The sequence below is a fragment of the Pantoea sp. EKM101V genome, from assembly GCF_011800325.1.
GTDB classification, from domain to species: domain Bacteria; phylum Pseudomonadota; class Gammaproteobacteria; order Enterobacterales; family Enterobacteriaceae; genus Pantoea; species Pantoea anthophila.
The window spans coordinates 366,333-391,248 of sequence record NZ_JAALFP010000002.1 but is presented as its reverse complement, the minus strand read 5'-3'; the positions used below and the strand labels follow the sequence as shown (position 1 = coordinate 391,248).

At 56.4% G+C, this 24,916-nt stretch carries 18 protein-coding genes; 12 read left to right on the top strand and 6 right to left on the bottom strand.

Annotated features, from left to right (window positions below):
- Positions 1-61 precede the first annotated feature (61 nt).
- Positions 62-1,252: an MFS transporter gene (locus tag HFD92_RS05695; RefSeq protein WP_150029438.1), complete on the top strand. Its 1,191-nt coding sequence runs from the start codon at positions 62-64 to the stop codon at positions 1,250-1,252.
- Positions 1,253-1,264: 12 nt separating this feature from the next.
- Here the strand turns inward: HFD92_RS05695 and HFD92_RS05690 are convergent, their stop codons facing one another.
- From HFD92_RS05690 to HFD92_RS05675, 4 genes are all read right to left on the bottom strand, one after another.
- Positions 1,265-2,863 carry an inorganic phosphate transporter gene (locus HFD92_RS05690; RefSeq protein WP_167428474.1) on the bottom strand — a complete coding sequence of 533 codons (1,599 nt, stop codon included), beginning with the start codon at positions 2,861-2,863 and terminating at the stop codon, positions 1,265-1,267.
- Positions 2,864-3,050: 187 nt separating this feature from the next.
- Positions 3,051-4,160, bottom strand: a complete 1,110-nt coding sequence (locus HFD92_RS05685) for a L,D-transpeptidase family protein (RefSeq protein ID WP_009091312.1) — start codon at positions 4,158-4,160, stop codon at positions 3,051-3,053.
- 197 nt (positions 4,161-4,357) lie between these two features.
- Positions 4,358-6,172, bottom strand: a complete 1,815-nt coding sequence (locus tag HFD92_RS05680) for a glycoside hydrolase family 15 protein (RefSeq protein ID WP_009091310.1) — start codon at positions 6,170-6,172, stop codon at positions 4,358-4,360.
- 76 nt (positions 6,173-6,248) lie between these two features.
- Entirely contained in the window at positions 6,249-6,827 is a 579-nt protein-coding gene (locus HFD92_RS05675) for a DedA family protein (protein WP_009091308.1), read from the bottom strand.
- Between the two features lie 204 nt (positions 6,828-7,031).
- On the opposite strand from HFD92_RS05675, the gene HFD92_RS05670 reads away from it, so the two are divergent.
- From HFD92_RS05670 to HFD92_RS05660, 3 genes are all read left to right on the top strand, one after another.
- Positions 7,032-7,619 (top strand): Yip1 family protein, encoded by a 588-nt coding sequence (locus tag HFD92_RS05670; protein ID WP_009091306.1) that lies wholly within the window; start codon positions 7,032-7,034, stop codon positions 7,617-7,619.
- Positions 7,620-7,796: 177 nt separating this feature from the next.
- Complete coding sequence (pbpG, locus tag HFD92_RS05665) at positions 7,797-8,744, top strand: D-alanyl-D-alanine endopeptidase (protein ID WP_140924529.1); 948 nt, start codon at positions 7,797-7,799, stop codon at positions 8,742-8,744.
- A 215-nt stretch (positions 8,745-8,959) separates the two neighbouring features.
- Complete coding sequence (locus tag HFD92_RS05660) at positions 8,960-11,401, top strand: DUF3772 domain-containing protein (RefSeq protein ID WP_058957733.1); 2,442 nt, start codon at positions 8,960-8,962, stop codon at positions 11,399-11,401.
- A 17-nt stretch (positions 11,402-11,418) separates the two neighbouring features.
- Here the strand turns inward: HFD92_RS05660 and HFD92_RS05655 are convergent, their stop codons facing one another.
- Both HFD92_RS05655 and dld read right to left on the bottom strand, forming a co-directional pair.
- Positions 11,419-11,913 carry a carbohydate-binding domain-containing protein gene (locus HFD92_RS05655; protein WP_255461698.1) on the bottom strand — a complete coding sequence of 165 codons (495 nt, stop codon included), beginning with the start codon at positions 11,911-11,913 and terminating at the stop codon, positions 11,419-11,421.
- A gap of 285 nt (positions 11,914-12,198) precedes the next feature.
- On the bottom strand, positions 12,199-13,902 hold the full coding sequence (gene dld / locus HFD92_RS05650; protein ID WP_167428473.1) for a D-lactate dehydrogenase: 1,704 nt from the start codon (positions 13,900-13,902) through the stop codon (positions 12,199-12,201).
- A gap of 156 nt (positions 13,903-14,058) precedes the next feature.
- Here dld and bglX point away from each other — a divergent pair, with 156 nt between their 5' ends.
- From bglX to HFD92_RS05610, 8 genes are all read left to right on the top strand, one after another.
- Positions 14,059-16,356 carry a beta-glucosidase BglX gene (gene bglX / locus HFD92_RS05645; protein ID WP_009091300.1) on the top strand — a complete coding sequence of 766 codons (2,298 nt, stop codon included), beginning with the start codon at positions 14,059-14,061 and terminating at the stop codon, positions 16,354-16,356.
- Between the two features lie 88 nt (positions 16,357-16,444).
- Positions 16,445-17,320 carry an oxygenase MpaB family protein gene (locus HFD92_RS05640; RefSeq protein WP_167428472.1) on the top strand — a complete coding sequence of 292 codons (876 nt, stop codon included), beginning with the start codon at positions 16,445-16,447 and terminating at the stop codon, positions 17,318-17,320.
- A gap of 383 nt (positions 17,321-17,703) precedes the next feature.
- A complete protein-coding gene (locus HFD92_RS05635) occupies positions 17,704-19,422 on the top strand; it encodes a DUF262 domain-containing protein (protein ID WP_167428471.1) in 1,719 nt (572 codons plus the stop codon).
- Between the two features lie 226 nt (positions 19,423-19,648).
- Complete coding sequence (locus HFD92_RS05630; protein ID WP_167428470.1) at positions 19,649-20,119, top strand: OsmC family protein; 471 nt, start codon at positions 19,649-19,651, stop codon at positions 20,117-20,119.
- 390 nt (positions 20,120-20,509) lie between these two features.
- Positions 20,510-21,580, top strand: a complete 1,071-nt coding sequence (locus tag HFD92_RS05625; RefSeq protein WP_154927940.1) for an amidohydrolase — start codon at positions 20,510-20,512, stop codon at positions 21,578-21,580.
- Positions 21,555-22,829, top strand: coding sequence for an MFS transporter (locus tag HFD92_RS05620; RefSeq protein WP_140028255.1), 1,275 nt, complete (start codon positions 21,555-21,557; stop codon positions 22,827-22,829). The genes HFD92_RS05625 and HFD92_RS05620 overlap by 26 nt, the downstream gene beginning before the upstream one ends.
- Positions 22,830-22,877: 48 nt before the next feature.
- Positions 22,878-23,336 (top strand): GNAT family N-acetyltransferase, encoded by a 459-nt coding sequence (locus tag HFD92_RS05615; RefSeq protein WP_058957725.1) that lies wholly within the window; start codon positions 22,878-22,880, stop codon positions 23,334-23,336.
- 358 nt (positions 23,337-23,694) lie between these two features.
- Entirely contained in the window at positions 23,695-24,804 is a 1,110-nt protein-coding gene (locus HFD92_RS05610; RefSeq protein ID WP_009091285.1) for a suppressor of fused domain protein, read from the top strand.
- Positions 24,805-24,916 lie beyond the last annotated feature (112 nt).

The following is a 24,916-nucleotide window of genomic DNA, read 5'->3' as shown; positions in this document are numbered from 1 at the left end:
AGGCGACCCCTTAGCGGCCTGACGGTATAGTGAGCCAAATTTCCTTCACCGCAACTCTGCTATGTCTGACACCGCCGTGTTGAGCAACAGCCAGCTCAACAAACGTATCCTTTCCGTTATCGTTTTCACCTTCTTCTGCTATCTCTCCGTCGGCTTGCCGCTGGCTGTGCTGCCTGGCTTTGTCAAAAATCACCTCGGCTTCAGCTCATTCATCGCCGGGCTGATTATCAGTATTCAGTATTTCGCGACGCTGCTCAGCCGTCCTCAGTCGGGCCGTCTGGCCGACCGGCTTGGCCCTAAACGCGTGGTGATGCTGGGGCTGCTCTGCTGCGGCATGAGCGGGGTGCTGACCATCGTCGCCGCCCTGCTGAGCAGCTGGCCATGGCTGAGCCTGACGCTGCTGGCTGTCGGACGGCTGTTTCTTGGGGTGGGCGAAAGCTTCAGCAGCACCGGCTCCACCCTGTGGGGCATGAACATCGTCGGGCCGCTGCAGACCGCCCGCGTGATCTCCTGGAACGGCGTCGCCACCTATCTGGCGATGGCGGTGGGCGCACCGCTGGGCGTGATGCTCAACGGTCAGTTCGGCATGAGCGGCTTTGCTGGCCTGATTGCGGTGATGGGGATAGCTGGCTATCTGATGGCGAGCCGCAAACCCGCCGTCACCGTCAGCCTGGGCGAGCGCATTCCGTTTCATCGCGTCTTTTCCCGCGTCTGGCTCTACGGTCTGGCGCTGGGCTTCGGCACCATCGGCTTTGGTGTGATTGCCACCTTCATTACCCTCTACTTTGCCAGCCGCAACTGGCAGGGCGCGGCCTATGCGCTGACGCTGTTCAGCCTGGGCTTTGTGCTGGTGCGTCTCGGCTTCGGGCGCTTTATCACCCGTTTTGGCGGACTGCGCGTCTCGCTGTTCTCCTTTCTGCTGGAGTGTGTGGGACTGCTACTGATCTGGCAGGCGGACAGCGCCTGGCTGGTGGGGGCGGGGGCGTTTCTGACCGGCAGCGGTTTTTCGCTGGTCTTTCCGGCCCTGGGGGTGGAAGCCGTTAAGCGGGTTGAGCGTCAGGATCAGGGATCGGCGCTCGGCACCTACTCCGCCTTTCTCGATCTGGGGCTGGGCTTAACCGGCCCGGTGGCGGGACTCTTTATCGGACACTGGGGCATGCAGTCGGTCTACCTCGCGGCGGCGATCATGGTCCTGGGTGCGCTGCTGATTACCCTGCGGCTCTGCGCTCAGCAGCGGCTCACCAGCGGGTGAGCCGCCGGGTCATCAGAAACGGGTAAACAGCCAGTAGAGCAGGGCGGAGAGCAGAACGGAGACCGGCAGGGTTAAGACCCAGGCGACCGCCAGGTTGCGCAGCGTGGCAAGCTGCAGGCCGGAGCGATTGGCCGCCATGGTGCCCGCCACGCCCGAGGAGAGCACATGGGTGGTGGAAACCGGTAAACCGAAACCGTCCGCCGCGCCAATGGTCGCCATCGCCACCAGCTCGGCGCTGGCGCCCTGCGCATAGCTGAGATGGGTTTTGCCGATGCGTTCTCCCACCGTGACCACAATCCGCCGCCAGCCCACCATCGTGCCAAGCCCCAGCGCAATCGCCACCACCACTTTTACCCACATCGGAATAAAGCGGGTGGCGCTGTCGAGTTCGCTTTTCACGGCTTTCAGATTACGTTCCGTCTCCTGCGGCAGCGTGACCTTTGCGGTCTGAAGATGCTTGATCGACTCTGATGCCAGATACATCTGGTTGCGGGTGTTGGTCACCGCCTGCGCCGGAATGTTATCCATCGAGCCATAGCGGCGAATCTCATCACCCACTTCATTGAGCGTCATCGCCAGCGCCGGTAACACCTCGCTGTTCATCCGGTTGCTGCCGACAAAGCCGGTCAGCACGTCGCGGGCCGCCGGAGGGTGTGCCGCCGCCGGTTGCAGCTGGCGCAGCTGATGCGCGGTGACTTCGGTCAGCGCGGCCACGCGGGGGATCTGGTCGGCGGGCAGCGATCGGTTCAGGGCGTAGGCGATCGGCATGGTGCCGACCAGGATCAGCATAATCAGTCCCATCCCTTTCTGCCCGTCGTTAGAGCCGTGTGCAAAGGAGACGCCGGTACAGGTCAGGATCAGCAGGCCGCGGATCCAGACCGGCGGCGGCTGATCGCTCTGTGGCGCACGGTAAAGCTGGCGATTGCGGATAAAGCGTTTCATGACCCACAGCAGCAGCCCGGCAAAGACGAAACCCACCACCGGCGAGAGCAGCAGGGCATAGCCCACCTTCAGCGCCTGATCCCAGTCCACGCCGCTCAGGCCGTTGCGCCCGTGCAGCATCGCGTTGGCGACGCCGACGCCGATGATGGAGCCAATCAGGGTATGTGATGACGAGGAAGGCAGGCCAAAATACCAGGTGCCGAGATTCCAGATAATGGCGGAAAAGAGCAGTGCATAGACCATCGCGAAGCCGTTGCCGCTGCTGGCCTGCAGGATCAGCTCCACCGGCAGCAGCGAGATAATGCCAAACGCCACCACGCCGCTGGAGAGCAGCACGCCCATAAAATTACAGAAACCGGACCAGACCACGGCGACGCCGGGCGTCAGCGAATGGGTATAGATCACCGTGGCGACGGCATTGGCGGTGTCGTGAAAGCCATTGACGAACTCAAAGCCGAGCGCAATCAGCAGCGCCAGGCCCAGCATAAAGAAGGGCAGGAGGCTGGTGACCGGCATGTTGGTCTCTTCAACGTCACTGATCAGGTTGAGACCGGCGAACGCGAGACCCGCGACCAGCAGAATAAAAAACAGCGGTTTACTGAAGCGACTGCCTTTGCCACTGAAATCGGGGCGGCCCCGGACGGATGAGGGGAGACTGTTTTCGCTCATGGTGTACCTCATGTGGCGGATAGCGGATGCTGATTTGCACCGGGTTATCGCTGTGTGATACGCGCTTTCTATGACAGAAAAATGATGGGCAGGCAGGGAATTTAGCCGGAGAGGGCGGGTCGGGCGGTGTAGCGCGGGCAATAAAAAAGCCAGCGACAGGCGCTGGCTTCTGACAACAGGCGGTCCGTTACGAATTGTTATTCGTGGCGGCAGCCGGGGCGGCCGGGGTCACCGGGGCCGCTTCTGTCGCAGGCTGCTGAGGCTGCGCAGCATCACTGCTGGCACCCTGAGGCGTCACCGGAGTCATTGGCTGCTCCTGAGGGGCGGCCTGTGAGTTTTCCGGCACCTGAACAGGCGCAGTCTGAACGTTGTTCTCCACACCGTTCACTTTTACCGGCATACCGGTTCGGCCCTGAATCGCGGCGTTAACCTGATCCTGATTGATGCTGCCATCAGCCAGCACTTTGGTCACGGCCTGAGTCAGCGTGATCGGCACCAGCTCACGGGAGTTGAACTGCTCTTCGGTGGTCGACAGCGGGTTATGCACTTCAAGGTAACGTGAACCGTCTGGCTCAACCGAGGCTTTCACCGGCTGGTCAACGAACTGAACGCGGGTGCCGACTGGCACATTCTGATAGAGCCACTTGATGTCATCCGCACGCAGACGCACACAGCCGTGGCTCACGCGCAGGCCGATACCAAAGTTAGCGTTGGTGCCGTGAATCGCATAGAGACGACCGATGTAGAGTGCATAGAGGCCCATCGGGTTGTCCGGGCCAGCCGGGAAGACGGCAGGCAGCGTTTCACCGCGAGCGGCGTAGTCGGCGTGCATCCCTTTGGTTGGCGTCCAGGTCGGGCCATCTTTTTTGCGTTCAACCGCCGTGGTCCAGTTGATCGGGGTATCTTTACCGAGCTCACCGATACCAATCGGCAGGACAACCACGGTTTTGCTGCCTTTCGGATAGTAGTAAAGACGCATCTCGGCGCTGTTGATCACAATGCCTTCGCGCGGGGCGTCAGGCAGGATCAGCTGCTGTGGGATAATCATTTTGCTGCCGGCTTTCGGCAGATAAACGTCAACGCCCGGATTGGCTTCCAGCATGTTGCTGAGGCCCATCTGATACTGCGCCGCAAAAGCTTCCAGCGGCAATTTGCTGTCTTCAGGAACGGTAATTTCAATATTTTCCCCGATCAGACGGCTGTTAGCCGGCGGTAACGGGTAAACCACAGCAAAGGCTGACTGGCTGAACGCCGCCAGAGCCAGTGCGATTGAAGCGAAAGCGCGAATCATTTTCATATTTTACAAGTCTTTATCGCCCTGTTTCAGGCTGGTCAAAGTATCGAATTCATGCCGGCCAATGTGACCTGCTGCGCATTATATGTTCATTGATCTGATGTTGTGAATCAGGATTTTAACCTGACAGTAATACTTTACCTAAAACCGTGCAGAGATGAGCGCCTTTCGGGAAAAGAGGGCGCTGAAAACCGCGATGACTAAGGCTGCCACTGGGTCTGTTCGCCGCTGAGTTTCCGGTTCAGGAAAAAGGCGGCGCTGATTAACGCCAGGTGCGTCAGCGCCTGCGGCGTATTGCCCAGCGCATGGCCGTGGCTGTCAAACTCCTCGGCGTAAAGACCCAGCGGATTGGCGTAGCTCAGCAGCTTCTCAAACTCAAAATGCGCCTCCTGTATCCGGCCTGCGCGTGCCAGGCACTCTACATACCAGAAGGAACAGGCACCGAAAGAGCCTTCCCCTCCCTGCAGGCCATCGGCCGGGGTTTCATGAATATTGTAACGCCGCACCATGCCATCGCTGACCAGGTCCTTTTTGATCGCGTCCAGCGTAGAGAGCCAGTCCGGGTCAGTGGCACCGACAAAGCGCACCAGCGGCATCAGCAGCATGGAGGCGTCGAGATAGTCGCCGTGACGTGTGGAGGTGAAGTGCCCGCGCTCCTCGTTCCAGAAATTGGCCCAGATATCTTCGCGGATCTTACGCCGCGCCTCATCCCAGCGCTGATAGGGCATCGGCAGCGATCGCTTCATGCCCAGACGTAGCGCGCGGTCCATCGCCACCCAGCACATCAGACGGGAATGCAGGAAATGTTCCGGTTCACCACGCATCTCCCAGATCCCGGCATCGGGCTGATCCCAGTTCTCGCTCAGCCAGTCGATCATCTTCACTACGTGCTCCCAGCCGCGCTGAGAGATCGCCTCGCCATATTTATTGGCCAGATAGATCGCATCCATCAGCTCGCCATAGATGTCGAGCTGGGTCTGCTGCCAGGCATCGTTGCCGATGCGCACCGGCCGGGAATCGCCGTAGCCGGAGAGGTTGAGCAGCTCCATCTCATGCAGTTCGGTGCCGCTGTCCAGCCGGTACATCACTTGCAGGCGCATCTCGTCGTGATGGCTGTTCTCGACGCAGCGGCCCACCCACTCCGTAAAGTGTTTGGCTTCATCGGTATAGCCCAGCCGCATCAGGGCATACATACTGAATGAGGCGTCGCGGATCCAGGAGGCGCGGTAGTCCCAGTTGCGTTCACCGCCCAGCTCTTCGGGCAGTCCAAAGGTTGCCGCCGCCGCAATGGAGCCATACTGATGGGAGGTGAGCAGCTTCAGCACCAGCGCGGAGCGCTGCACCATTTCACGCCAGCGTCCCTGATAGGTGCTCTTTGCGCTCCAGCGGCGCCAGTAGTTGAGGGTATCTTCAAAGCAGTGTTCGGTCGCCAGCGCTTCGATATGCGCATCGTCGACGCTGCCAAATTCAAACTGCGCATGTTCACCCGGCTGCAGGGTAAAGACGGCGGTCGCGCTCTCATCCTCCAGCGTCATGACGACGCTGGCGGCGAGGCGCAGCGAGGGCTGACCTTCGGCATGAAAATCGATACAGCCGTGATGGGCCTCGGCACGCGTCTGCGCCCGGGCGTAGTCGTGGCGCGGTGAACAGCGCAGGGTAAAGGTCGCGCTGCCGCGTACCATTTTGACCCGGCGGATCAGACGCGGCAGTTTCTCCCTGTCATCGCAAATCGGCATATAGTCGGTAATTTCTGCGACCCCCTGCTCATCCAGCCAGCGGGTCTGCAGAATATTGGTGTCGGGCAGGTAGAGCTGCTGACGGCGCGCATCGGGCCAGTCCGGCGAGAGGGAGAAGAGGCCGGCATCGTCGCTGTCGAGCAGGGCAGAGAAGACCGACGGGCTGTCGAGTTCAGGCCAGCAGAGATAATCAATCGTCCCGTCATTCGCCACCAGTGCACAGGTGCGGAGATCGCCAATGACGCCGTGCTCTTCAATCTTACGTTTTACCTTACTCATGCTCATCTCCCTGTCAGTGTGCTGTTAACTATAGCTGAGCATGCCGATGCGGCTTCGTTTGGAGAGCTGTCAGCGGTTATTGATCGGCCCGACGGTTATGCCAGCGCCGGATCACCCAGCGCAGGACAAAGGCGAACACCACCGCACCCACCAGCCAGAGCAGATGTTTCAGATGCTGATCGAGTTTATGCAGCCACGGCGCGATAATGCCGCCTGCAAAATAGCCCAGGGTGACAAAGATCAGCGCCCAGATGGCCGCACCGATGATATTGAGGATAAAAAATTTCATCGGATTGAGGCGGCTGGCCCCGATGATGATGGGACCAATCAGGCGAAAGCCATACATAAAGCGCACGCCGATCACAAACAGGCTGGGACGGCGTTTGATCAGGCGGTTCGCCTTCACCACCTTATCCTGATGCTTTTTAAAGCGGCGCAGGATGCGTGTTCCCCAGCGGCGGCCAACCCAGTAGAGCAGCTGGTCGCCGATGATCCCGCCGCCCATCGCAGCCAGCACCACGCCCGCATAGTGCAGCAGTCCTTCATGGGCAGCCACGCCGCCCAGTAAGGTAAATGTCTCCCCCTCGGCAATACAGCCAATCAACAGTGCCAGATAACCGTACTGCGTAATTAATGCGTTGATATCCAGATGCAAAGTGACACTCCCTGTTCGGTGGCTGTTTCTTCAAGTCTATACGCGAATTGGCTTCGCTTCCGCCCGGGCCGCGCGGGTGCGTTTATTTCTGCTGTTTTTTTGTCCGGTCGCCACGAAAGTTTTGCTGCCGTTTATACTTGAGAAGACGCTGCCCCCAAAGACGCATGCTCATCGGGCGGCCCACTGCATCAGAGGAGTGACTGTATGAACCATGTCTGGGGACTTCTGGCGCATCCGAATCAGGAAATGCGTGATATTAAGCAAGAGAATGAGAGTGTATCGCACCACTATACCCACCATGTTCTGCTGATGGCGGCGATCCCGGTGATCTGCGCCTTCATCGGGACCACTCAGCTGGGGTGGAACCTGGGCGAGGGGCGATATGTGCAACTTAACCTGGCGACCGGGCTTGGGCTCGGCATCCTGTTCTATCTGATTATTCTCGGTGGCGTCGCGGTGATGGGGCGGGTGATCCACTGGATGGCACGTGATTATCCGCAGCGGCCCGGCGTGCAGCGCTGTACCGTCTTCGCGGGTTATGTGGCGACACCGCTGTTTCTCAGCGGGCTGGTGGCGCTCTATCCGCTGGTCTGGCTCTGCGTGCTGGCGGGTGCGCTGGCGCTGCTCTACACCGGCTACCTGCTCTATATCGGCATTCCGCTGTTTCTGAACATCGACCGTGAAGAGAGCCTGCGCTTCTCCGGTTCTACCCTGGCGATCGGCGTGCTGGTGTTTGAAGTGTTACTGGCCCTGACCGTGGTGCTGTGGGGATATGGTCCCCGCCTGTTCTAGACAACCGCTGCCGCCGGCCTGGCGGCAGTTTTCTTTTTACGCCCGGATACACTCTCCCCAGGAAATTTCTTAACCTTCCGCGTATGATGCTGCTGCCAGCCCGCGCGCCGACGTGACTGAGGCGGGCGGCCTGTGTCTCTCTGGCACAGTACATAACACCAACCGGGTTTTTCTACGATGTCTGCAAAAATTCGTTCCAGCCTGCTTTCGCTGGCACTGCTCGTTTCCGGGCAGATTGTTTCACTTCCGGCTCAGGCGACCACCTCCCTGTCGCAGCTTACGCCTATTGCTCAGCCGCAGATTGCCTCTGGCAGTGCGATGATTGTCGACCTCACCACTAATAAAGTGCTCTTCTCCAGTCACCCGGATCGGGTCAGGCCGATTGCCTCTATCACCAAGCTGATGACGGCGATGGTGGTTCTGGATGCGCACCTGCCGATGAACGAGATGTTAACCGTCGATATCAGTCAGACGCCGGAAATGCGTGGCGTCTTCTCACGCGTGAAGCTCAACAGCCAGATCAGCCGCCGTAACATGCTGCTGCTGGCGCTGATGTCCTCGGAGAACCGCGCTGCCGCCAGCCTGGCTCATGCCTATCCGGGCGGATACAACGCCTTTATCCGGGCGATGAACGCCAAAGCGCGGTCGCTGGGCATGAAACAGACCCGCTACGTGGAGCCGACCGGCCTGTCGACGCAAAACGTCTCCAGCGCCCAGGATCTGGTCAAATTACTTAAGGCGACGCGCGAATATCCGCTGCTCGGCGCCCTCAGCACCACCAAAGAAGAGACGGCCGTGTTTGCCCATCCGAGCTATGCACTGCCGTTCCGCAACACCAACCATCTGGTCTACAAAAATGACTGGCATATCCAGCTGACCAAGACCGGGTACACCGACGAGGCGGGGCACTGCCTGGTGATGCGCACCATGATCAACAATCGTCCGGTGGCGCTGGTGGTGCTGGATGCCTTCGGCAAATATACCCATTTCGCGGATGCCAACCGTCTGCGCAGCTGGATCGAGACCGGTAAAGCCGCGCCGGTGCCTGCGGCTGCGCTGGCGTACAAAAAGCAGAAGTCGGGCCAGGTCGCCAGCAACGGGGACAGCAGTGCCGGCGTGGAGTAAAGAGAGCAGAGAACGTCTGCTATGTTACCCGGCGCTGTCTGCTGGCTGAGCAGGCGCGCCGGGCGAGCCGGGCAGCGGCGTAACGCGCGCGGTCTGCCCGGAATTAGCCCGAAAAATACCCGTTATTCCTATATTGCCATCCCTTGCAAAGTCCTACACTACGCGCGACTGGCGAGGGACGATCGCCTGATATAAGCTGCCGGAATTTTACTCATATGTTTATAAGATCCTTTTTTGCATGGTTAATGCTGACGCTGGTGGTGTTTGCCCCGGCGGTGACGCAGGCGGCGGATGATATCACCGCGGCGGCACAGGAACAGGAACAGGATGCCCAGCCGAAGCTGAATGCTTCGGTTGAACTGCCGAAAATGCAGAAGATCCTCGATAAGATTAAGAGCCAGGTGTCAGGCGACGCGGGCGAAAACAAACTGAATCAGCTGAATGAGATGGCGCTGGAGCTTTCCGGCAATGCCGACACGCTGGGTCAGGCGCTGATCCCCGATCGCCAGCAGCTGGAAGCGCAGTTGCAGGTGCTGGGTCCGGCCCCCAAAGCTGACAGCGGGGTAAAAGAGACGCCGGAGGTGACGCGCAAGCGAAACGCGCTGGAGAGTCAGAAAAGCAAACTCGACGACCAGATCAAGCAGGCAGAGGGCATTAAAAATGGTGCCTTAACGCTGTCGTCGCAGATTGTTAACCTGCGCCGTGACCAGCTGAAAAGTCAGCTGGCGCTCAACTCCGGTACCATTCTCGGTGCGCGTTTCTGGTCTCCCCTGACCAACAGCCAGGACCTGGACGGTGAGAAGATCGGCGAGTTTCTGCAGGAGCTGCAGGACACCGCGGCGCTCTCCTGGGAGCCGGGCTGGCGGATAGGCAGTACGCTCTGGCTGCTGGCGGCGCTGCTGGTGATGACGGTAGGTCGTCGCTACAGCGAGGAGTTTCTCGCCTGGGTCAGCATTCATAAAATGCCGGAAGGCAAACTGCGCCGCAGCTTCCTGGCGGCCGCGATCGCCCTGACCACGCTGGTGGCGGTGGTGCTCACCTTTAACTTTATCGCTCTGGCGTTTACCCGCCGCGATGAGGTCTCGGAAAATGTGCAGGACTTTGTCGATCGGCTGGTTCAGCTCAGCGTCTTTTGTGGCCTGATCGCCGGACTGGGGCGTGCGTTTCTCTCTACGCGGCGGCCGAGCTGGCGTTTGCCCACCATCTCCAATGAAGTGGCGCTGGCGCTCAAACCGTTCCCGCCCATTACCGCGGTGCTGGTGTTTATCTTCCAGACGGTGGAGGCCTTTAACTACAGCGTCGGCACCAGTCTGAATACCACCATTTTCGCCAACGGCCTGACGGCGCTGCTGATAGGCAGTACCGCGCTGGCCATCAGCATGCGAACCAACCGCGTTCGTCGTCGCATGACGCTGGCAGGCACGCCGCCGGAAGCACGCTCTACGCTGGTCGGGCTGATCCAGCTGGGGCTGACCCTGACCGCGCTCGCCATCCTGATCTCGCTGCTGGTCGGTTATGTCACGCTGGCACGCTTCCTGAGTTATGAGGTGATCTGGTGTGGCCTGCTGTTTGGCTCCTTCTACTTCCTGAGCCATCTGCTCAACGATGGCTGCGAGAGTCTCTTTTCGACCAGCAATGCAACCGGCCGCCGCATTCAGAGTTCGCTCAACATCAATGAGCGTCATCTGCAGCAAACCGCCACGCTGCTGACGGCGATTGGTAAGACCATCCTGGTGCTGTTTGTGGCGCTGGCGCTGGTCAACGGGACGTTTGCCTCCTCAACGCCGATTGAGCTGCTGCAGAAGGTGATTGAGTTCTGGGGCGGGAAAGGGCTGGAGTCCCTGAATATCGTTCCGGCACACATGGTTAATGCGCTGATCTGCCTGATTGTCGGCATCTATGTGCTGCGCTCGGTGCGCCGCTGGCTCGACACCGACTTCCTGCCAAAAACCACCATGGACGTGGGGATGCGGGTGTCGCTGGTGACGCTGTTCAGCAACATCGGTTACGTGCTGATCATCCTGCTGACCCTGTCGATCATGGGGCTGCAGTGGAACAAGCTGGCCTGGATCGTCAGTGCGCTGTCGGTCGGTATCGGTTTCGGCCTGCAGGAGATCGTGAAGAACTTTATTTCGGGCCTGATTCTGTTAACCGAGCGGCCGGTGAAGGTGGGCGATCTGGTGACCATCAGCGGCATCGAAGGGGATATCCGCCGGATTAACGTGCGTGCCACCGAGATCCAGCTGGGTGACAAATCCACGGTCATCGTGCCGAACTCGCAGTTTATCTCGCAGAACGTGCGCAACGCCACGATGGGCAATGCGCAGGGTGTGGTGACAATTACGCTGACCTTCCCGCTCAACATCGATCCGGTGAAAGTGCGCGATATTCTGCTCGATGTTTACAACGAAAACGAACGCATTCTGGAGACGCCAGAGCCGTCTGTTTCGTTTAAAGATCTTACCCAGCAGGGCATTGTGCTGAGCGTGACCGGTAACGTGGCCGGACAGCGCCAGATTTCCGGCGCCAAAAGCGATCTGCTGTTCGATATTCTGACGCGCCTGCGTAAAGAGGGCATCCTGCTTTCCACGCCGCAGACCATGATTATCGAACGCCGTCAGCAGCCGGATGCAGAACCCGAAGAGAAGCTGGTTTAAGGCAAAAGGGCCGGGTTTTACCGGCCCTGATCGTCGTTTCGCGAGCGCAGCGAGGCGAGGAGGCGATCCTCTGCTCTGTCCGGGCGATTGTGCGCGAACGGCTGCCAGTATTCACGGACGACGGGAACCTGCACCGATTCGCCTGCGCCAAGGCCGGTGAACTTCTCTGTCGGCTCCAGCCGGGTTAAACCGCCGACAAGGTGGGTCATTCTGAACTGGTCATGTTCGACCCGCAGCCTCTGGTGGACGTTGCTCAGGTAGAGGGCCCAGTGCCTGTCCGTCAGGGCCGGGCCGTTGTTAGTCAGGGTTAGGGTGGCGCGATTGCAGGCGGCGTAGTCGCCACCCACTGCGGCACAGTCGGTGCCATGAAGGGCAGCCTGATTATCGTTGACCTGACAGGTGAGCCTGAAGTGACGGATTGGATCCACTCCCCGCTGAACTGAGGCGCTGCCGTAAGCTGAGGCTGTAAGGCTCAGCAGCGTGAGCGGCATAAGGTATCGCTTTAACATCATGATTCATCCCTGCTGAAACGGATAGTGCGCCACCCGTAAGGGTTAGCGCTGCCTGAATAAGGCATTCTCTCTTTTTCTGTTATTTTTCAACGGCACTCTATTTTCCGGCTGGCGGATGATCAATTGGCAGGGCAATCTTTTGTGAGATATTACGCAGAACAGAATCGCTTTATAAATAATCAGGGAGAATATCAGAAAGGAGGTTAACTGTTTTTAATGCGGATGTTATCTGAATAGCCTTAATCAGCCCGCCGGCTCTGATGAGCAGGCGGGCCGGTTAGCGGATTACGGCTGCTTTACTGCCCAGCCTTTTTGCTTGCTGGTTTTGCCGATGCCGGGATTAAAGCTGTTGGTGGGATCGAGCTGGCGATAGAAGGCCGCCAGCTGCGGTTTCGCCTGATAGAGATGGCCCACATTGTGCTCGGCGGGGTATTCCGCGCCGCGCGCCTGCAGAATCTCCAGCATCTGCGCTTTCAGGGCGTGCACGTCGACACCTTTTCTGACGATGTAATCCTGATGGAAGACGTGACAGAAGAAGTGACCATAGTAGAGGCGATGGCTCAGTGAAGCGCGGATCGATTCAGGCAGCGTTTCAAACCAGTCAGCATCGTTGCGACGCAGGGCGATATCCAGCGCCAGGATATCCTCGACCTCGTCAGCGTGCACCGCGTGATAGCGCACGGCCGCCCCTGCAGCCGCGAACCGATGCAGAAAAGCGTGCGCCCCCTCTTTGCCTTCGCACTCAAAGAATTCGCCTCCGCCTTCACGGAAGTAGTCGCGCAGGTAGTTACGCGCTTCCGCAACGCCTTCACCAGACATCTTCAGCATCAGATGATGTTCATATCTGTCACGATACTGCTTCATGCGTTTGGGCAGATGCGCCGGGAACAGCCGGCTCAGGCGCTGCATCAGTCGGTCGGTGAAGTGCGGTTTAACGAAGGCGAGTTTGTTCAGCCAGGCATCGACCCGTCCCTTCAGCGTGAAGAACAGCGGCATTTTGTCGGTGCCCAGCCTGTCGATCATCAGGAAGGTATCTTTGCCGTAGACCTCCGCAATGTCATAGATGTCGCGGTGCATATATTCGCCCGCCACCGGCAGATGAGTGAAGTGCGCCAGGATATGACGGCGGATATCGGTAAGGACGCCTGGCTCGTTGGTGCCGATATAGAACACCTGCTGCTGGGGTTCGCTGGCAAAGGTGTCCAGTCGCACGGCAAACACCGCCAGCTTGCCGGCACAGCCCGAGGCTTCGAACAGACGGCGCGCATCGGCGTTATAACGGGCGGGCGTATCGGCATTCACGTCACGCACCCGGTCAGCATATTCGTGGTCAGAGGCGTGGCGGCCATCGTGCTGCACATCACCGGGCTGCCAGCGATCGTCATCCAGCCGCCCCAGAATCTCTTCCGGCGTGCTGCCTAACTCAATGCCCAGGTGGTTCACCAGCCGCAGTTTGCCCTCCGCATCGATTCGGGCGAACAGGGCCATTTCACTGTAAGCCGGACCGCGTTTGATCAGCGATCCGCCGGAGTTATTGCAGATGCCGCCCAGGACCGACGCGCCGATGCAGGAGGAGCCGATCACCGAATGCGGTTCGCGTCCCAGTGGCTTCAGCGCTTTTTCCAGCTGATAGAGGGTGCTGCCGGGGAAAGCCAGCACCTGCTGGCCGTTATCGATCAGCTGCAGCTTATCCAGCCGCAGGGTGCTGACAATCACCAGCGGGCGGTCGTAGTCATCGCCATGCGGCGTCGAACCTTCAGTCAGGCCGGTATTTGCCGCCTGCATCAGAATGATGACATCTGCCCTGACCAGCGTTTGCAGAACCCGCCAGAGCTCCAGCAGCGTTCCGGGAAACGCCACGGCCAGCGCATTCCCTTCGCCGGAGCGAAAGCCTTTGCGATAGCGGGCGGTCTGTTCAGGTTCAGTCAGCAGATGAGAGGGGCCGACCAGGCGGCGCAGGTCAGAAAGCAGGGCAGAGGTTGGTATCATGAGCAATTCCCTTGTCTTATCAGTGCGCCTTAACTGTAGCACGTCCGCTCATCTCCTCGCAGTGTGACAGCGGCAGGCTACCTGCTATTCTCATCTTGTGGCACACTGCCGCCTGTTAATACGATATTGCGCAGTTACTTAAGAGAACCCAACCTGATGAAATGGATTTACTCTGTTAGTCTCGCTGTTTCCCTCGCGATGCAACCGGCACTGGCTGAGACCGTGCCAGGTCACCACCCGATGACCGAACAGGCGCGGGATGCCTTCGTTAACCAGCTGCTGAAAAAAATGACGCTGGACGAAAAGATCGGTCAGCTGCGTTTAATCAGCGTCGGACCGGATAATCCCAAAGAAGCGATTCGCGACATGATTCAGAAGAGTCAGGTTGGTGCGATCTTTAACACGGTGACCCGCCCGGATATCCGCGCCATGCAGGATCAGGCGATGCAGCTCAGCCGGCTGAAGATCCCGCTCTTTTTCGCCTTCGACGTCATCCACGGCCAGCGCACCATTTTTCCTATTCCCCTGGCGCTGGCGTCGAGCTGGGATCTGGATGCGGTGAAAGAGGTCGGGCGCGTGTCCGCCTATGAGGCGGCCGACGATGGCCTGAATATGACCTGGGCACCGATGGTGGATGTCACCCGTGAACCGCGCTGGGGGCGGGGCTCGGAAGGGTTTGGTGAAGATACTTATCTCACCAGCGAGATGGGCCGCAGCATGGTGCAGGCGATGCAGGGTAAAAGCGCCGCCGATCGCTACAGCGTGATGACCAGCGTCAAGCATTTCGCGCTCTATGGCGCGGTCGAAGGCGGCCGGGATTACAACACGGTGGATATGAGTCCGCAGCGCATGTTCCAGGACTATCTGCCGCCTTATAAAGCCTCTCTGGATGCGGGCAGCGGCGGCGTCATGGTGGCGCTGAACTCCATTAATGGCGTACCGGCGACGGCGGACAGCTGGCTGCTGAAGGATCTGCTGCGCGGTCAGTGGAAATTCAAAGGCATTACCATCAGCGACCACGGCGCCATTAAAGAGCTGATTAAGCATGGCGTCGCCAGCGATCCGCAGGACGCGGTGCGCATCGCCCTGAAGTCGGGCGTCGACATGAGCATGAGCGACGAGTATTACAGCAAATATCTGCCGGATCTGGTGAAGCGCGGCGAAGTCAGCATGGCCGAAATTGATGATGCGGCGCGTCATGTGCTCAACGTCAAATATGATATGGGGCTGTTCAACGATCCCTACAGCCATTTAGGGCCGAAAGAGAGCGACCCGCAGGACACCAACGCGGAGAGCCGTCTGCATCGCGCCGAAGCGCGCGACGTAGCGCGCAAGAGTATCGTGCTGCTGAAGAACCGGCTGGAGACGCTGCCACTGAAGAAATCGGGCACCATTGCGCTGATCGGGCCGCTGGCCGACAGCCAGCGCGACATTATGGGCAGCTGGTCCGCGGCCGGCGTGGCGAAACAATCCGTCTCGCTGCTGCAGGGGATGCGCAACGCCACCGAAGGCAAAGCGACGCTGCTCTATGAGAAGGGCGCCAACGTTTCCGATAATAAGGGCATTCAGGACTTCCTGAACCTCTATGAACCGGCGGTTTCCATCGACACGCGTTCACCGCAGCAGATGATCGATGACGCGGTCGCCAAAGCGAAGCAGGCGGATGTCATCGTTGCCGCCGTGGGTGAAGCGCAGGGTATGGCCCACGAAGCCTCCAGCCGCAGCGACCTGGTGATCCCGCCGAGCCAGCAGAAGCTGTTGGCCGCGCTGAAAGCCACCGGCAAACCGCTGGTGATTGTGCTGATGAACGGACGCGCATTGTCGGTGGTGAATGAAGATCGTATGGCCGATGCGATGCTGGAGACCTGGTTCAGCGGGACGGAAGGCGGTAACGCCATCGCCGATGTCCTGTTTGGCGACTATAACCCGTCGGGCAAGCTGCCGGTCTCCTTCCCGCGTTCCGTGGGGCAGATTCCGATCTACTATAACCATCTGCCCACTGGCCGGCCTTACAACTTTGCTAAGCCGAACAAATATACGTCGCACTACTATGATGCGGTTAACGGCCCGCTCTATCCGTTTGGTTACGGCCTGAGCTACACCCGCTTTACCGTGTCTCCGGTGAAAATGTCGTCGCCGACCATGCCGCGTAACGGCAGCATCGAAGCCAGCGTGACGGTGACCAACAGCGGTCAGCGCGACGGTGCGACGGTGGTGCAGATGTATCTCAACGATCCGGTCGCCTCCATCAGCCGTCCGGTGCAGGAGCTGCGTGGTTTCAAACGCATCATGCTGAAAGCGGGCGAGTCTCAGACCGTGACCTTTAAGATCGACGTCGATGCGCTGAAGTTCTGGAACCAGCAGATGCAGCATGTGGCGGAGCCCGGCAAGTTCAACGTGATGATTGGACTCGATTCCGTTCGTACTCAGGATGCGCAGTTCAACTATCTGTAACCGCCCGCCTTTCTCCTGAGAAAGGGGGTGCGGCGCGTCGTTAGCGTCCTGCTACGGCGCGCCGCGTCATTTCACTATCAGAGCCACCATGATAAATCTGCGAGACCGTATTCAGCAGCAGGTCTTTCGCCTTAACGGCCTGTCGATGAATGAGTTTGACCTCTCCCAGCCGCCTGGCGATCCCGGCCTGTTTGGCCCGGACAGCGTAATCTGGCGCGTTCACGGCGACTTCACCTCCATGATGTGCGGCGGGATCAGCGCGCTGCTGTTGCAGATGCTGCATCCGGCGGCGCTGGCGGGCGTCTGGGATCACTCCAATTTCCGCGAAGATATGATGGGCAGGCTGCGGCGTACCAGTCAGTTCATCGCCGTAACCACCTACGGTAATCAGCAGGATGCGCAGACGCTGATCGACCGGGTGAAACGCATTCACCTTAAAGTCAGCGGCGTCGACAGCGAAGGCAAACCCTATGCCGCCAGCGATCCGCATCTGCTGACCTGGGTGCATGTGGCGGAGACCAGCCGTTTCCTGGCGGCCCATCTGCGCTACAAAAATCCCCACCTCACGCGCGCCGAACAGGATCGGTACTATCAGGAAGCGGCGCTCATTGCTGAGTCGCTGGGCGCGGAGCGGGTGCCGAAAAGCGTCGTCGATGTGGCGGATTATCTGCAGCAGATGCGTCCGGAATTACGCTTTGATGCGCGCACCGCTGAAGTGACGCGACTGCTGATGAATGCGCCAGCCCCGAGCTGGCAGGCGAAGCCGGTGATGAAAGTGATGCTGATGTCGGGGTACGGGCTGATGCCAGCATGGGCGCAGGCGATGTCCGGCCGTGAGACAGGGCGCTTTCAGCAGGCGATGATTGATCGAAAGATTAATGCGATTGCGGTCGGGTTGCGCTGGTCGATTCAGAGAGGAGCCTGGTATCGGGCGATGGTGAGGATGGGGAGGGAGGTGGGGTAGGGGTGATTTATGAGTGGGAGGGGGCTGTAGCTGATAAAGAGATTATGTAGCTGGAGTAGTTGATGCTGGAAAGTGGATTGGATGCGCCAATCTACTGAAGCTAAGTAATTAGGCTCCTTAAATTAAGATATTGAAGTGCTTATTTCTAAATCGGATTTTAATTACATATATTGGTCCCGACAAATTATGGGAGTCCTGATTTAGGAAACATAAAGGCGAAATTTTATTTGAAATAATAGTGCTAATAGATTTCTGGTAGTTGCATTAATAAATAACCACATCCTTTTTATAAATAATTTCATTGAGAATTAATTTTTTATTGATGTATAGTTAATTTAAAGCTATATTTTATGGCTGTTTTTATAATAAATATAGAGGTATCGATGAAGATTGAGGCTAACGACAAAGAAATACAGGATATCTTCTCATCAGGTTACTTTAAAATCCCGAGATTCCAAAGGCCGTATTCATGGGAAAAAGATGAAGTTGAGAATTTTTGGGAAGATATCACCAAAAATGAAGATGACAATTATTTTATCGGCTCCATGGTCGTCTTTCAATCTTCAAAGCCATATTTTGGAATTGTCGACGGGCAACAACGTTTAACAACTATAACTATAATTTTGTCAGTGATCAGAGATTCCTTTATTAGGTTAAATCAAGACAATCTTGCAAGAGGAATACATAAATATATTGAAAAGGCAAATGTCGATAATGAAGATGAATTCATTTTAAACTCCGAAACTTCATTCCCTTTTTTACAAGGGGTCATTCAATCTTATAAAAAGGACAACATTAAAGATGAAATTGGAGTTGAAGAAAGTAATCTTCAGAATGCTTATAGTCTGGTAAAAAACAAATTAACAATACTAATACCGGAGATAGAGTCATATGATGATAAACAAATTGATCTTTTCAATGATACTAAAGATAACCCAATTCAAAAATTAAAATATATTAGAGATAAAATACTTTCCCTTAAATTGGTATTCATCCAGCTTGATAATGAAGATGATGCATACTTGATTTTTGAAACTTTAAATGCTAGAGGTAGAGATCTAAAAACATCCGACCTAGTAAAAAACCTTTTTCTGAAAAAACTAAGGTCAAGTAACTCTCGATACGACTCTGCTAAAATATCTTGGAATAGTTTAGTGTCTAAGTTTGATAATGAAACTGGTGAGCAAACCTTAGATAACTATCTTTTACATTATTGGCTGTCAGAATACAAATACATTACAGATAAAAAACTTTTTCCAGAGATAAAATCAACTTTAGGTGATGATAACCAAAAAGCAGAAATCCTCTTGGATAAAATTATAAAAACGGCTGATTACTATAAGCAAATAACTTATCCTAACAGTGTTGAATGGACCAAGCAAGAGTTAAAAATCAAAACAATATTTGAGAATATTAACCTGTTCAAAGTCAAGCAACAATCTTCCATGACACTTTCTCTTACACGGGCATGGAGGGAGAATAGAATCACTTTAAAAATGCTGAAGTCCGCTCTCGAAAAAATAGAATACTTTCATTTCGTATTCAATGCTATAACGTCACAGCGTTCATCTGGGGTTATTGCAACTACTTATTCAGATCATGCAATAAAATTAACAGCAGCAACATCTCATGATGAGATTCAATCAATTTTAAACTCTCTTTTCAAATCACTTCAATCAAAGTTGCCGAGCTTTGAAGAATTTTATGTTAATTTTGCTGAACTTAATTATCTGTCTAATAAAACAAGAAACAAAAGTGTTATCAAGTATATTTTGTCGAAACAACTGGGCGAGGCAATATCCGGGCTAAATATAAATCATCATCTTTTGACTATAGAGCATTACATTCCCGAATCAAGTATAAAAAATGGAGTTCCCATTGATGTGATTGGAGGGGTTGGGAATTTGCTTCTGGTTGACGAAGTAACTAACAATAATGTATTGAAAAATTCCACCATAGAAGATAAATATAAAATTTTAAAAAAAAGCGGATATCCTTTGACTCAAACTTATATTACGGATTCATCATGGGGTGAGAAGGAAGTTAAAGAGAGGACAGAATTTATAGCAAAGCAACTTTATGAGATGATAAAGCTTTCTTAATGAATTAACGCTTGGATTAATATTAATTCAGGCGCTTTTACCTAATATATGTTGCGCTTTTATGGATGCTGAAACGTATTTTCAGAAAGCATTGAGCAGGGTTGTACACGTACCTGCACGCGTTTTCATTGTGCTGATTTTATCACCCGACAGAGTGTGGTTTAGTAAACAGCAGAAGCTCCCGCTCTGTTTTCCCCGTTTTATCCTCAATAAAGGAGTCAGAATAATGGAACATCACTACACATCGCGCATCTTCTGGACCGGCAATCTGGGAACGGGGACGTCGGGTTATAAAGCGTATGCAAGGACGTGGGATATCGCCATCAGCGGGAAAGAGGTCATCCATTGCTCCAATGATCCCCTGCTGGGTGGCGACGCCAGTAAAATGAATCCTGAAGACCTCCTGATATCCTCTCTTTCGGCATGCCATATGCTCTGGTATCTGCATCTGGCTTCCGATGCCGGGATTACGGTTCTCGGCTATGAAGATTCTCCCTTAGCGACAGGTGAAATATCAAAAGGCGGGGCGGGGCGCTTTATTTCGGCGGTGCTGAGACCGACGATCACGGTAGCAGAGGGGACAAATATTGATGCAGCCACGGCTATTCACCATGAGATCCATAAAGTCTGTTTTATCGCCAGATCGGTCAATTTTCCTGTCTCCTGTGAACCAGAATTTATCATCCGTCAGGCGTAGAACACGCATCTGTGCCTGTTCTGAAACGTCGCGGTTTTTACTGATTTCACACCGCGACTTTTCTTCATCGCTCTCTTTCCCGTCTCCCGAAACGGGGCGTCCCTGAACCGCATCCGCTCTCCCGTTCCCGGTCATCAGTGCACCGCCGCTGAGCAACAGCTGGCTCTGAAGCGCGATGTGCCCAGGAAGTAAAATATTTGTGATTAACATCGTATTTACATTAAGCGCCTCCTTTTTTTGCTGGCTGAACTTTATCCACTAAGCCTATAGTGGATTTATTCAGTAAAACTGAGTTTTATCAGATAAAACAATGCGGTTCGGGTCTGTTCACCTGCCCGCCACGCGAAAAATGTCGGGATCTGATTTTAATCAGAAGGTTAAGAGGACGTTATGGAGATTGTTAATGCACCGCATCTGCCCGTTCGGGAAGCGTGGCTCGCGCGTCATCATGAAGAGGCGCTGATGCCCGAACTTCCGGTCGTGGATGCGCATCATCATTTGTGGGATCGCCAGTCAGGCCGCTATCTGGCACCGGAGCTCAGCCAGGATATCGAACAGTCCGGACACCGGATTCTCTCGACGGTGTATGTTCAGTGCCGCTCCATGCTGCGCCGTCACGGGCCTGAAGCGTTCAGACCCGTCGGAGAGGTCGAGTTTGCAGGCGGTTGTGCCGCGATGTTTGAAAGCGGTCACTATGGCGAAGCCGCAGGTTGTGAAGCCATCGTTGGCGGTGCCAGCCTGCTGGCTGGGGACGACCTGCTGCCCGTCGTGGAACTTATGCTGGCGCGATCGGGAGGACGACTGCGCGGGATGCGGAATCCGCTGGCCTGGCATCCTGATCCCCGCGTCAGCTCCAGTCCCGTCACGCCGCCCGCCGGTCTGGCGGCCAGTGACGCATTCCGGCGCGGGGCAGCCTGCCTTGCCCGCAACGGACTTTCGCTGGATGTCTGGGTTTATCACACTCAGCTCGATGAAATTGCCGGACTGGCCCGCGCGCAGCCCGATCTGCTGGTGATTGTGGATCACTGCGGCGGACCGATTGGAACGGGGCCTTATGCCGGTAAACAGGATGCCGTTTTTCAGGCGTGGAAAAAGGGGATTATCGCCCTGGCGGCGCTGCCCAACGTGCGCATCAAAATCAGCGGTTTTGGCATGACGGTCATGGGCTATCCCTTTGCACAACACGACACACCACCTGACTCCCTGACGCTCTCCCGGGCCTGGCAACCGCTGTTTGAAACGCTGGTTGAGGCATTTGGCGTGCAGCGCTGCATGTTTGCCAGCAACTTCCCGGTCGACAAAGGCATGTTCAGTTACGGTGTGTTCTGGAATGCCTGCAAAAGGCTGGCGGAGCAGGCTTCTGCGGCCGAACAGGCGCATCTCTTCTGGCGCACCGCGGCATCAACCTATCGCTTATCCTCCCTGGAGAATATGGATGAATATGAAATCAAAAGTGCATGAGGCGCATCCTCTCGATGCGGACGCCTCCGGTTCAGTGCTCTCCTATTCCTCGGCTGAAAAAAGGACCCTGGCGCTGGGCGGGTTAGGGTGGACATTTGAAAGCTACGACTCTTTTTTGCTCTCTCTGCTCTTACCCGTGCTGGGCGTGGTATTTGGCCTCGGCAAAACGGAACTTGGCGTGTTTATCAGCGCCACGGCTGGCGGGCAGATTATTGGCGGCATTCTGTTCGGACTGGTGGCCGATAAAATCGGACGCGTAAGAACGGCCCTGATCTGCATCGCCATCTATTCGCTTTTTTCCGGTCTGCTGGCGTTTTCCCACAATCAGCAGGTCTTTACCTTGCTGCGATTCTGCGGTGCGCTCGGTATGGGCGGGATGTGGACATCAGGCGCGGCGCTCATCGCTGAAACCTGGCGTCCGGAGCGCCGTGCGCGCGGCGGCGCGCTGATGCAGATGGGGCTACCGGTGGGCGCAATCCTGGCGATTGGCCTGACGGCACTGGTCACGGCAATGACCGGTGGGCTGGAACACGGGGGATGGCGCTACCTGTTCATGATTGGCGCCTTGCCGGTTTTTATCATGATGGTTATTGCGTACATTACGCCCGAATCGCCGGTATGGCTGGCGCGCCAGCAGGAACGCGCACAGCGGCAGACTAAAAAGGCCAGCGCAGGCAACACGAACATCAAAGGGTTGCTGCTGGCGTTTACCTTTATCTTCTTCATTCAGTATCTGTTCTGGGGGGTCTTCACCTGGACGCCCACTTACCTTCGTGAAGTGAAGCATCTCGATTTTCTTCACAGCCTGAAGTTTGTGCTGGCCCTGCAGACCGGTGCGATTGCTGGCTTCCTGGTGTTCTCACTCATGGCCGATAAATGGGGACGCCGGCCGATGTTTCTGCTCTATCTCCTGATCGGTGCAGTCGCGGTCGGATTATATCTGGTAACGACGCAGCCGCTGATTCTCATGGTGGCCATCTTTATGGCCGGTTTCGGGGTTAACGGTATTTTCGCCGGTTCCGGCCCCTTCCTGGCCGAGATTATTGGCGACACCCAGTCACGCGGCTTTCTGATGGGCCTGGCTTACAACGGGGGGCGTCTGGGCGGCTTTATCGCGCCGCTGCTCATCGGCTATGTGGCCAGCATTGGCGGCTTCACCGCCGGGCTGGCCACCACCGTGCTGGCCTTCGTCGCCGCGATGATTGTGGTCTGGATGGCACCAGAAACAAAAGGCGTTAAGCTGAAGTAAATCAACGGGCAGAGTCGTTCCGGAAGCGACCTTTGACGGGGAGAACAGATGTTCAGCATTTCAGAAGTCGATAAAGGGGATAGCGACCTGGTGCGCCTGGTCGGCGAACTCGATGCTTTTCAGCGCGAACTCTATCCGGCAGAAAGCAATCACTGTCTGGATCTCTCAACCGTCGGTGATGAGCAGCTGAAGTGCATTATCGTGCGTGATGAGCAGGGCTTGCCGGCAGGGTGTGGGGCCTTACTCTTTCAGGAGGCGGGCTTTGCGGAGATCAAGCGGGTTTATATCCGGCCGGCCTACCGGGGAAGGAAGCTCGGCGAGCAGATCATCGCCGCCATCGAGACGATAGCTTCAGAAAACCGTTTACGCGAACTGCGGCTTGAAACCGGGATTCATCAGCAACCGGCTATCGCACTCTATCGCCGATGCGGGTACGCACTATGCGAGGCGTTCCCACCCTATATGCCCGACCCGTTGAGTCTGTTTATGCGCAAACGGCTTTTATAAGGCCATCTCGCCACTCAAGCGCGCTGGCTTACGCTAACGCCCAGGCAGGCTCTGATGCTGCTGCTGCTGCTCAGACCCGATCGCCGGAGAGGATGTCGCTTAGCAAATCATGGGGAAAATAGTGTCGGCGGTGTCTCTGAGCTCTTCTGCTGTCCACCAGTGGTGCTGAGTGGCGAATCAGTCCGGTTTCTTCCCGCAACTCCTATAGCACTGCCTGCTCAACGGTCTCCTGCGATTCCGGATGTAAATAGTGATCGCAGGCCACTTTGAGACTATTACCCTTGTCTCCGCGTGCAGCAGTCACGATCCTGCTCTATTCTCGGGGAAAATGGATTCCTCCAGGCTTTGTCGAGGCACTATGACGTACAAATCCCTGATTGCTGAAGTCCACAATCAGCAGCGCACCCTCACCGCTATTGTCGAACAGGATGCGCGCACCGCCTATTTTTACATCTGGCCCACCGACCTGTTCCGCAGTCAGTATGCGGTGCGCGGCTGCTGGCTGCGAAACCTGCTGCCCGCACCGGCGCAGGAAGATCGCGAGGCGATGGAGCAGGGCATTGCGCCGCTGCTCAGCGCCGAATATTGCCGTAACCTGGAAGCGGAGCCTGCACTGAATCCCGCCGGGCTGCAGGTTCTCTGGGAGCCGAGCGATGATGGCGCGGCGCTCTGGTATTACGGTCAGCTGCTGGCGGTCATCCCCGGCTGGAGTCTTTACCAGGATAAGCAGGTCAGCTTCTCTGCGGGCTGCATTAAAAAGAACCGGCTGACGGCCCCGCTGGGTTCGGCCTCGACCAATGACTACTATGCCCGTGCAGAGCAGCAGCGTCAGTTCTGGCGCGAATGGCACGATGGCAGCGAGTGGGACAAGGTTCAGCAGGATCTCATGGCCTGCTATCAGAGCCGCTTTGGCGAGTCGGTGAAATATTACGCGATCGATCAGGGGAGCTGGCCGCCGATGGCGATTTCCCAGCACTGGCATCAGGGCGTCTGGTACTTCCTGACGATTGGCATGAGCATCCGGCCGATGCCGCAGGTCGACTACCTGTTTGATGAGCTGGCACCGCAGTATCGCCGTATCGAGCTGGGGATGGCGGTGGATGGCGAGGTCATGACCGAAGGCAATGCGGTGCAGATGGCGAGTGCTCTGGCGGAGTTTGTGCATCTGCCGTGGGCGCGCCTCACCTGGCTGGGGGAGGGGCATACGCTGGCATCGGAAGTCGCGCCGGTCGGCTTTGAGAGCTTCCTGCTGGCAAATGAGCTGGCCAGCGAACCGGCACAGTTTAAACTGCCCAAGCGCGATGGCGATCGTCCCACACTGCTCTGGACCACGCCGATCACCGAAGCGGAGCGGCAGTTCGCCCAGGCGGATGAGCATGGCGGTCAGAAGTTACGGGAATTGTTAACCGCTGGCGGCAGTAACCACATCTTCCGTCCGCGTCAGGAGGTTGTCGATTCAGAAGGCTAGGCCAGGCAAAACAGGCCTCTCCGCCCCTTCCCCGGCTCGGGCCGGGGAGGTGATAATCCCTCAATGAAATTAAATTTTCACAAAAATTAAACATTTATTAATTCTGTGATCC

What these genes read in the sequence shown, in the direction of transcription:
- HFD92_RS05680 (WP_009091310.1), bottom strand. Translation starts at nt 6,172, where the DNA reads ATGAGTAAGGTAAAACGTAAGATTGAAGAGCACGGCGTCATTGGCGAT.
- HFD92_RS05640 (WP_167428472.1), top strand. Translation starts at nt 16,445, where the DNA reads ATGATAAATCTGCGAGACCGTATTCAGCAGCAGGTCTTTCGCCTTAAC.
- HFD92_RS05685 (WP_009091312.1), bottom strand. Translation starts at nt 4,160, where the DNA reads ATGAAAATGATTCGCGCTTTCGCTTCAATCGCACTGGCTCTGGCGGCG.
- HFD92_RS05625 (WP_154927940.1), top strand. Translation starts at nt 20,510, where the DNA reads ATGGAGATTGTTAATGCACCGCATCTGCCCGTTCGGGAAGCGTGGCTC.
- HFD92_RS05670 (WP_009091306.1), top strand. Translation starts at nt 7,032, where the DNA reads ATGAACCATGTCTGGGGACTTCTGGCGCATCCGAATCAGGAAATGCGT.
- bglX (WP_009091300.1), top strand. Translation starts at nt 14,059, where the DNA reads ATGAAATGGATTTACTCTGTTAGTCTCGCTGTTTCCCTCGCGATGCAA.
- HFD92_RS05610 (WP_009091285.1), top strand. Translation starts at nt 23,695, where the DNA reads ATGACGTACAAATCCCTGATTGCTGAAGTCCACAATCAGCAGCGCACC.
- HFD92_RS05695 (WP_150029438.1), top strand. Translation starts at nt 62, where the DNA reads ATGTCTGACACCGCCGTGTTGAGCAACAGCCAGCTCAACAAACGTATC.
- HFD92_RS05635 (WP_167428471.1), top strand. Translation starts at nt 17,704, where the DNA reads ATGAAGATTGAGGCTAACGACAAAGAAATACAGGATATCTTCTCATCA.
- HFD92_RS05660 (WP_058957733.1), top strand. Translation starts at nt 8,960, where the DNA reads ATGTTTATAAGATCCTTTTTTGCATGGTTAATGCTGACGCTGGTGGTG.
- HFD92_RS05655 (WP_255461698.1), bottom strand. Translation starts at nt 11,913, where the DNA reads ATGATGTTAAAGCGATACCTTATGCCGCTCACGCTGCTGAGCCTTACA.
- HFD92_RS05630 (WP_167428470.1), top strand. Translation starts at nt 19,649, where the DNA reads ATGGAACATCACTACACATCGCGCATCTTCTGGACCGGCAATCTGGGA.
- dld (WP_167428473.1), bottom strand. Translation starts at nt 13,902, where the DNA reads ATGATACCAACCTCTGCCCTGCTTTCTGACCTGCGCCGCCTGGTCGGC.
- HFD92_RS05615 (WP_058957725.1), top strand. Translation starts at nt 22,878, where the DNA reads ATGTTCAGCATTTCAGAAGTCGATAAAGGGGATAGCGACCTGGTGCGC.
- HFD92_RS05620 (WP_140028255.1), top strand. Translation starts at nt 21,555, where the DNA reads ATGAATATGAAATCAAAAGTGCATGAGGCGCATCCTCTCGATGCGGAC.
- HFD92_RS05690 (WP_167428474.1), bottom strand. Translation starts at nt 2,863, where the DNA reads ATGAGCGAAAACAGTCTCCCCTCATCCGTCCGGGGCCGCCCCGATTTC.
- pbpG (WP_140924529.1), top strand. Translation starts at nt 7,797, where the DNA reads ATGTCTGCAAAAATTCGTTCCAGCCTGCTTTCGCTGGCACTGCTCGTT.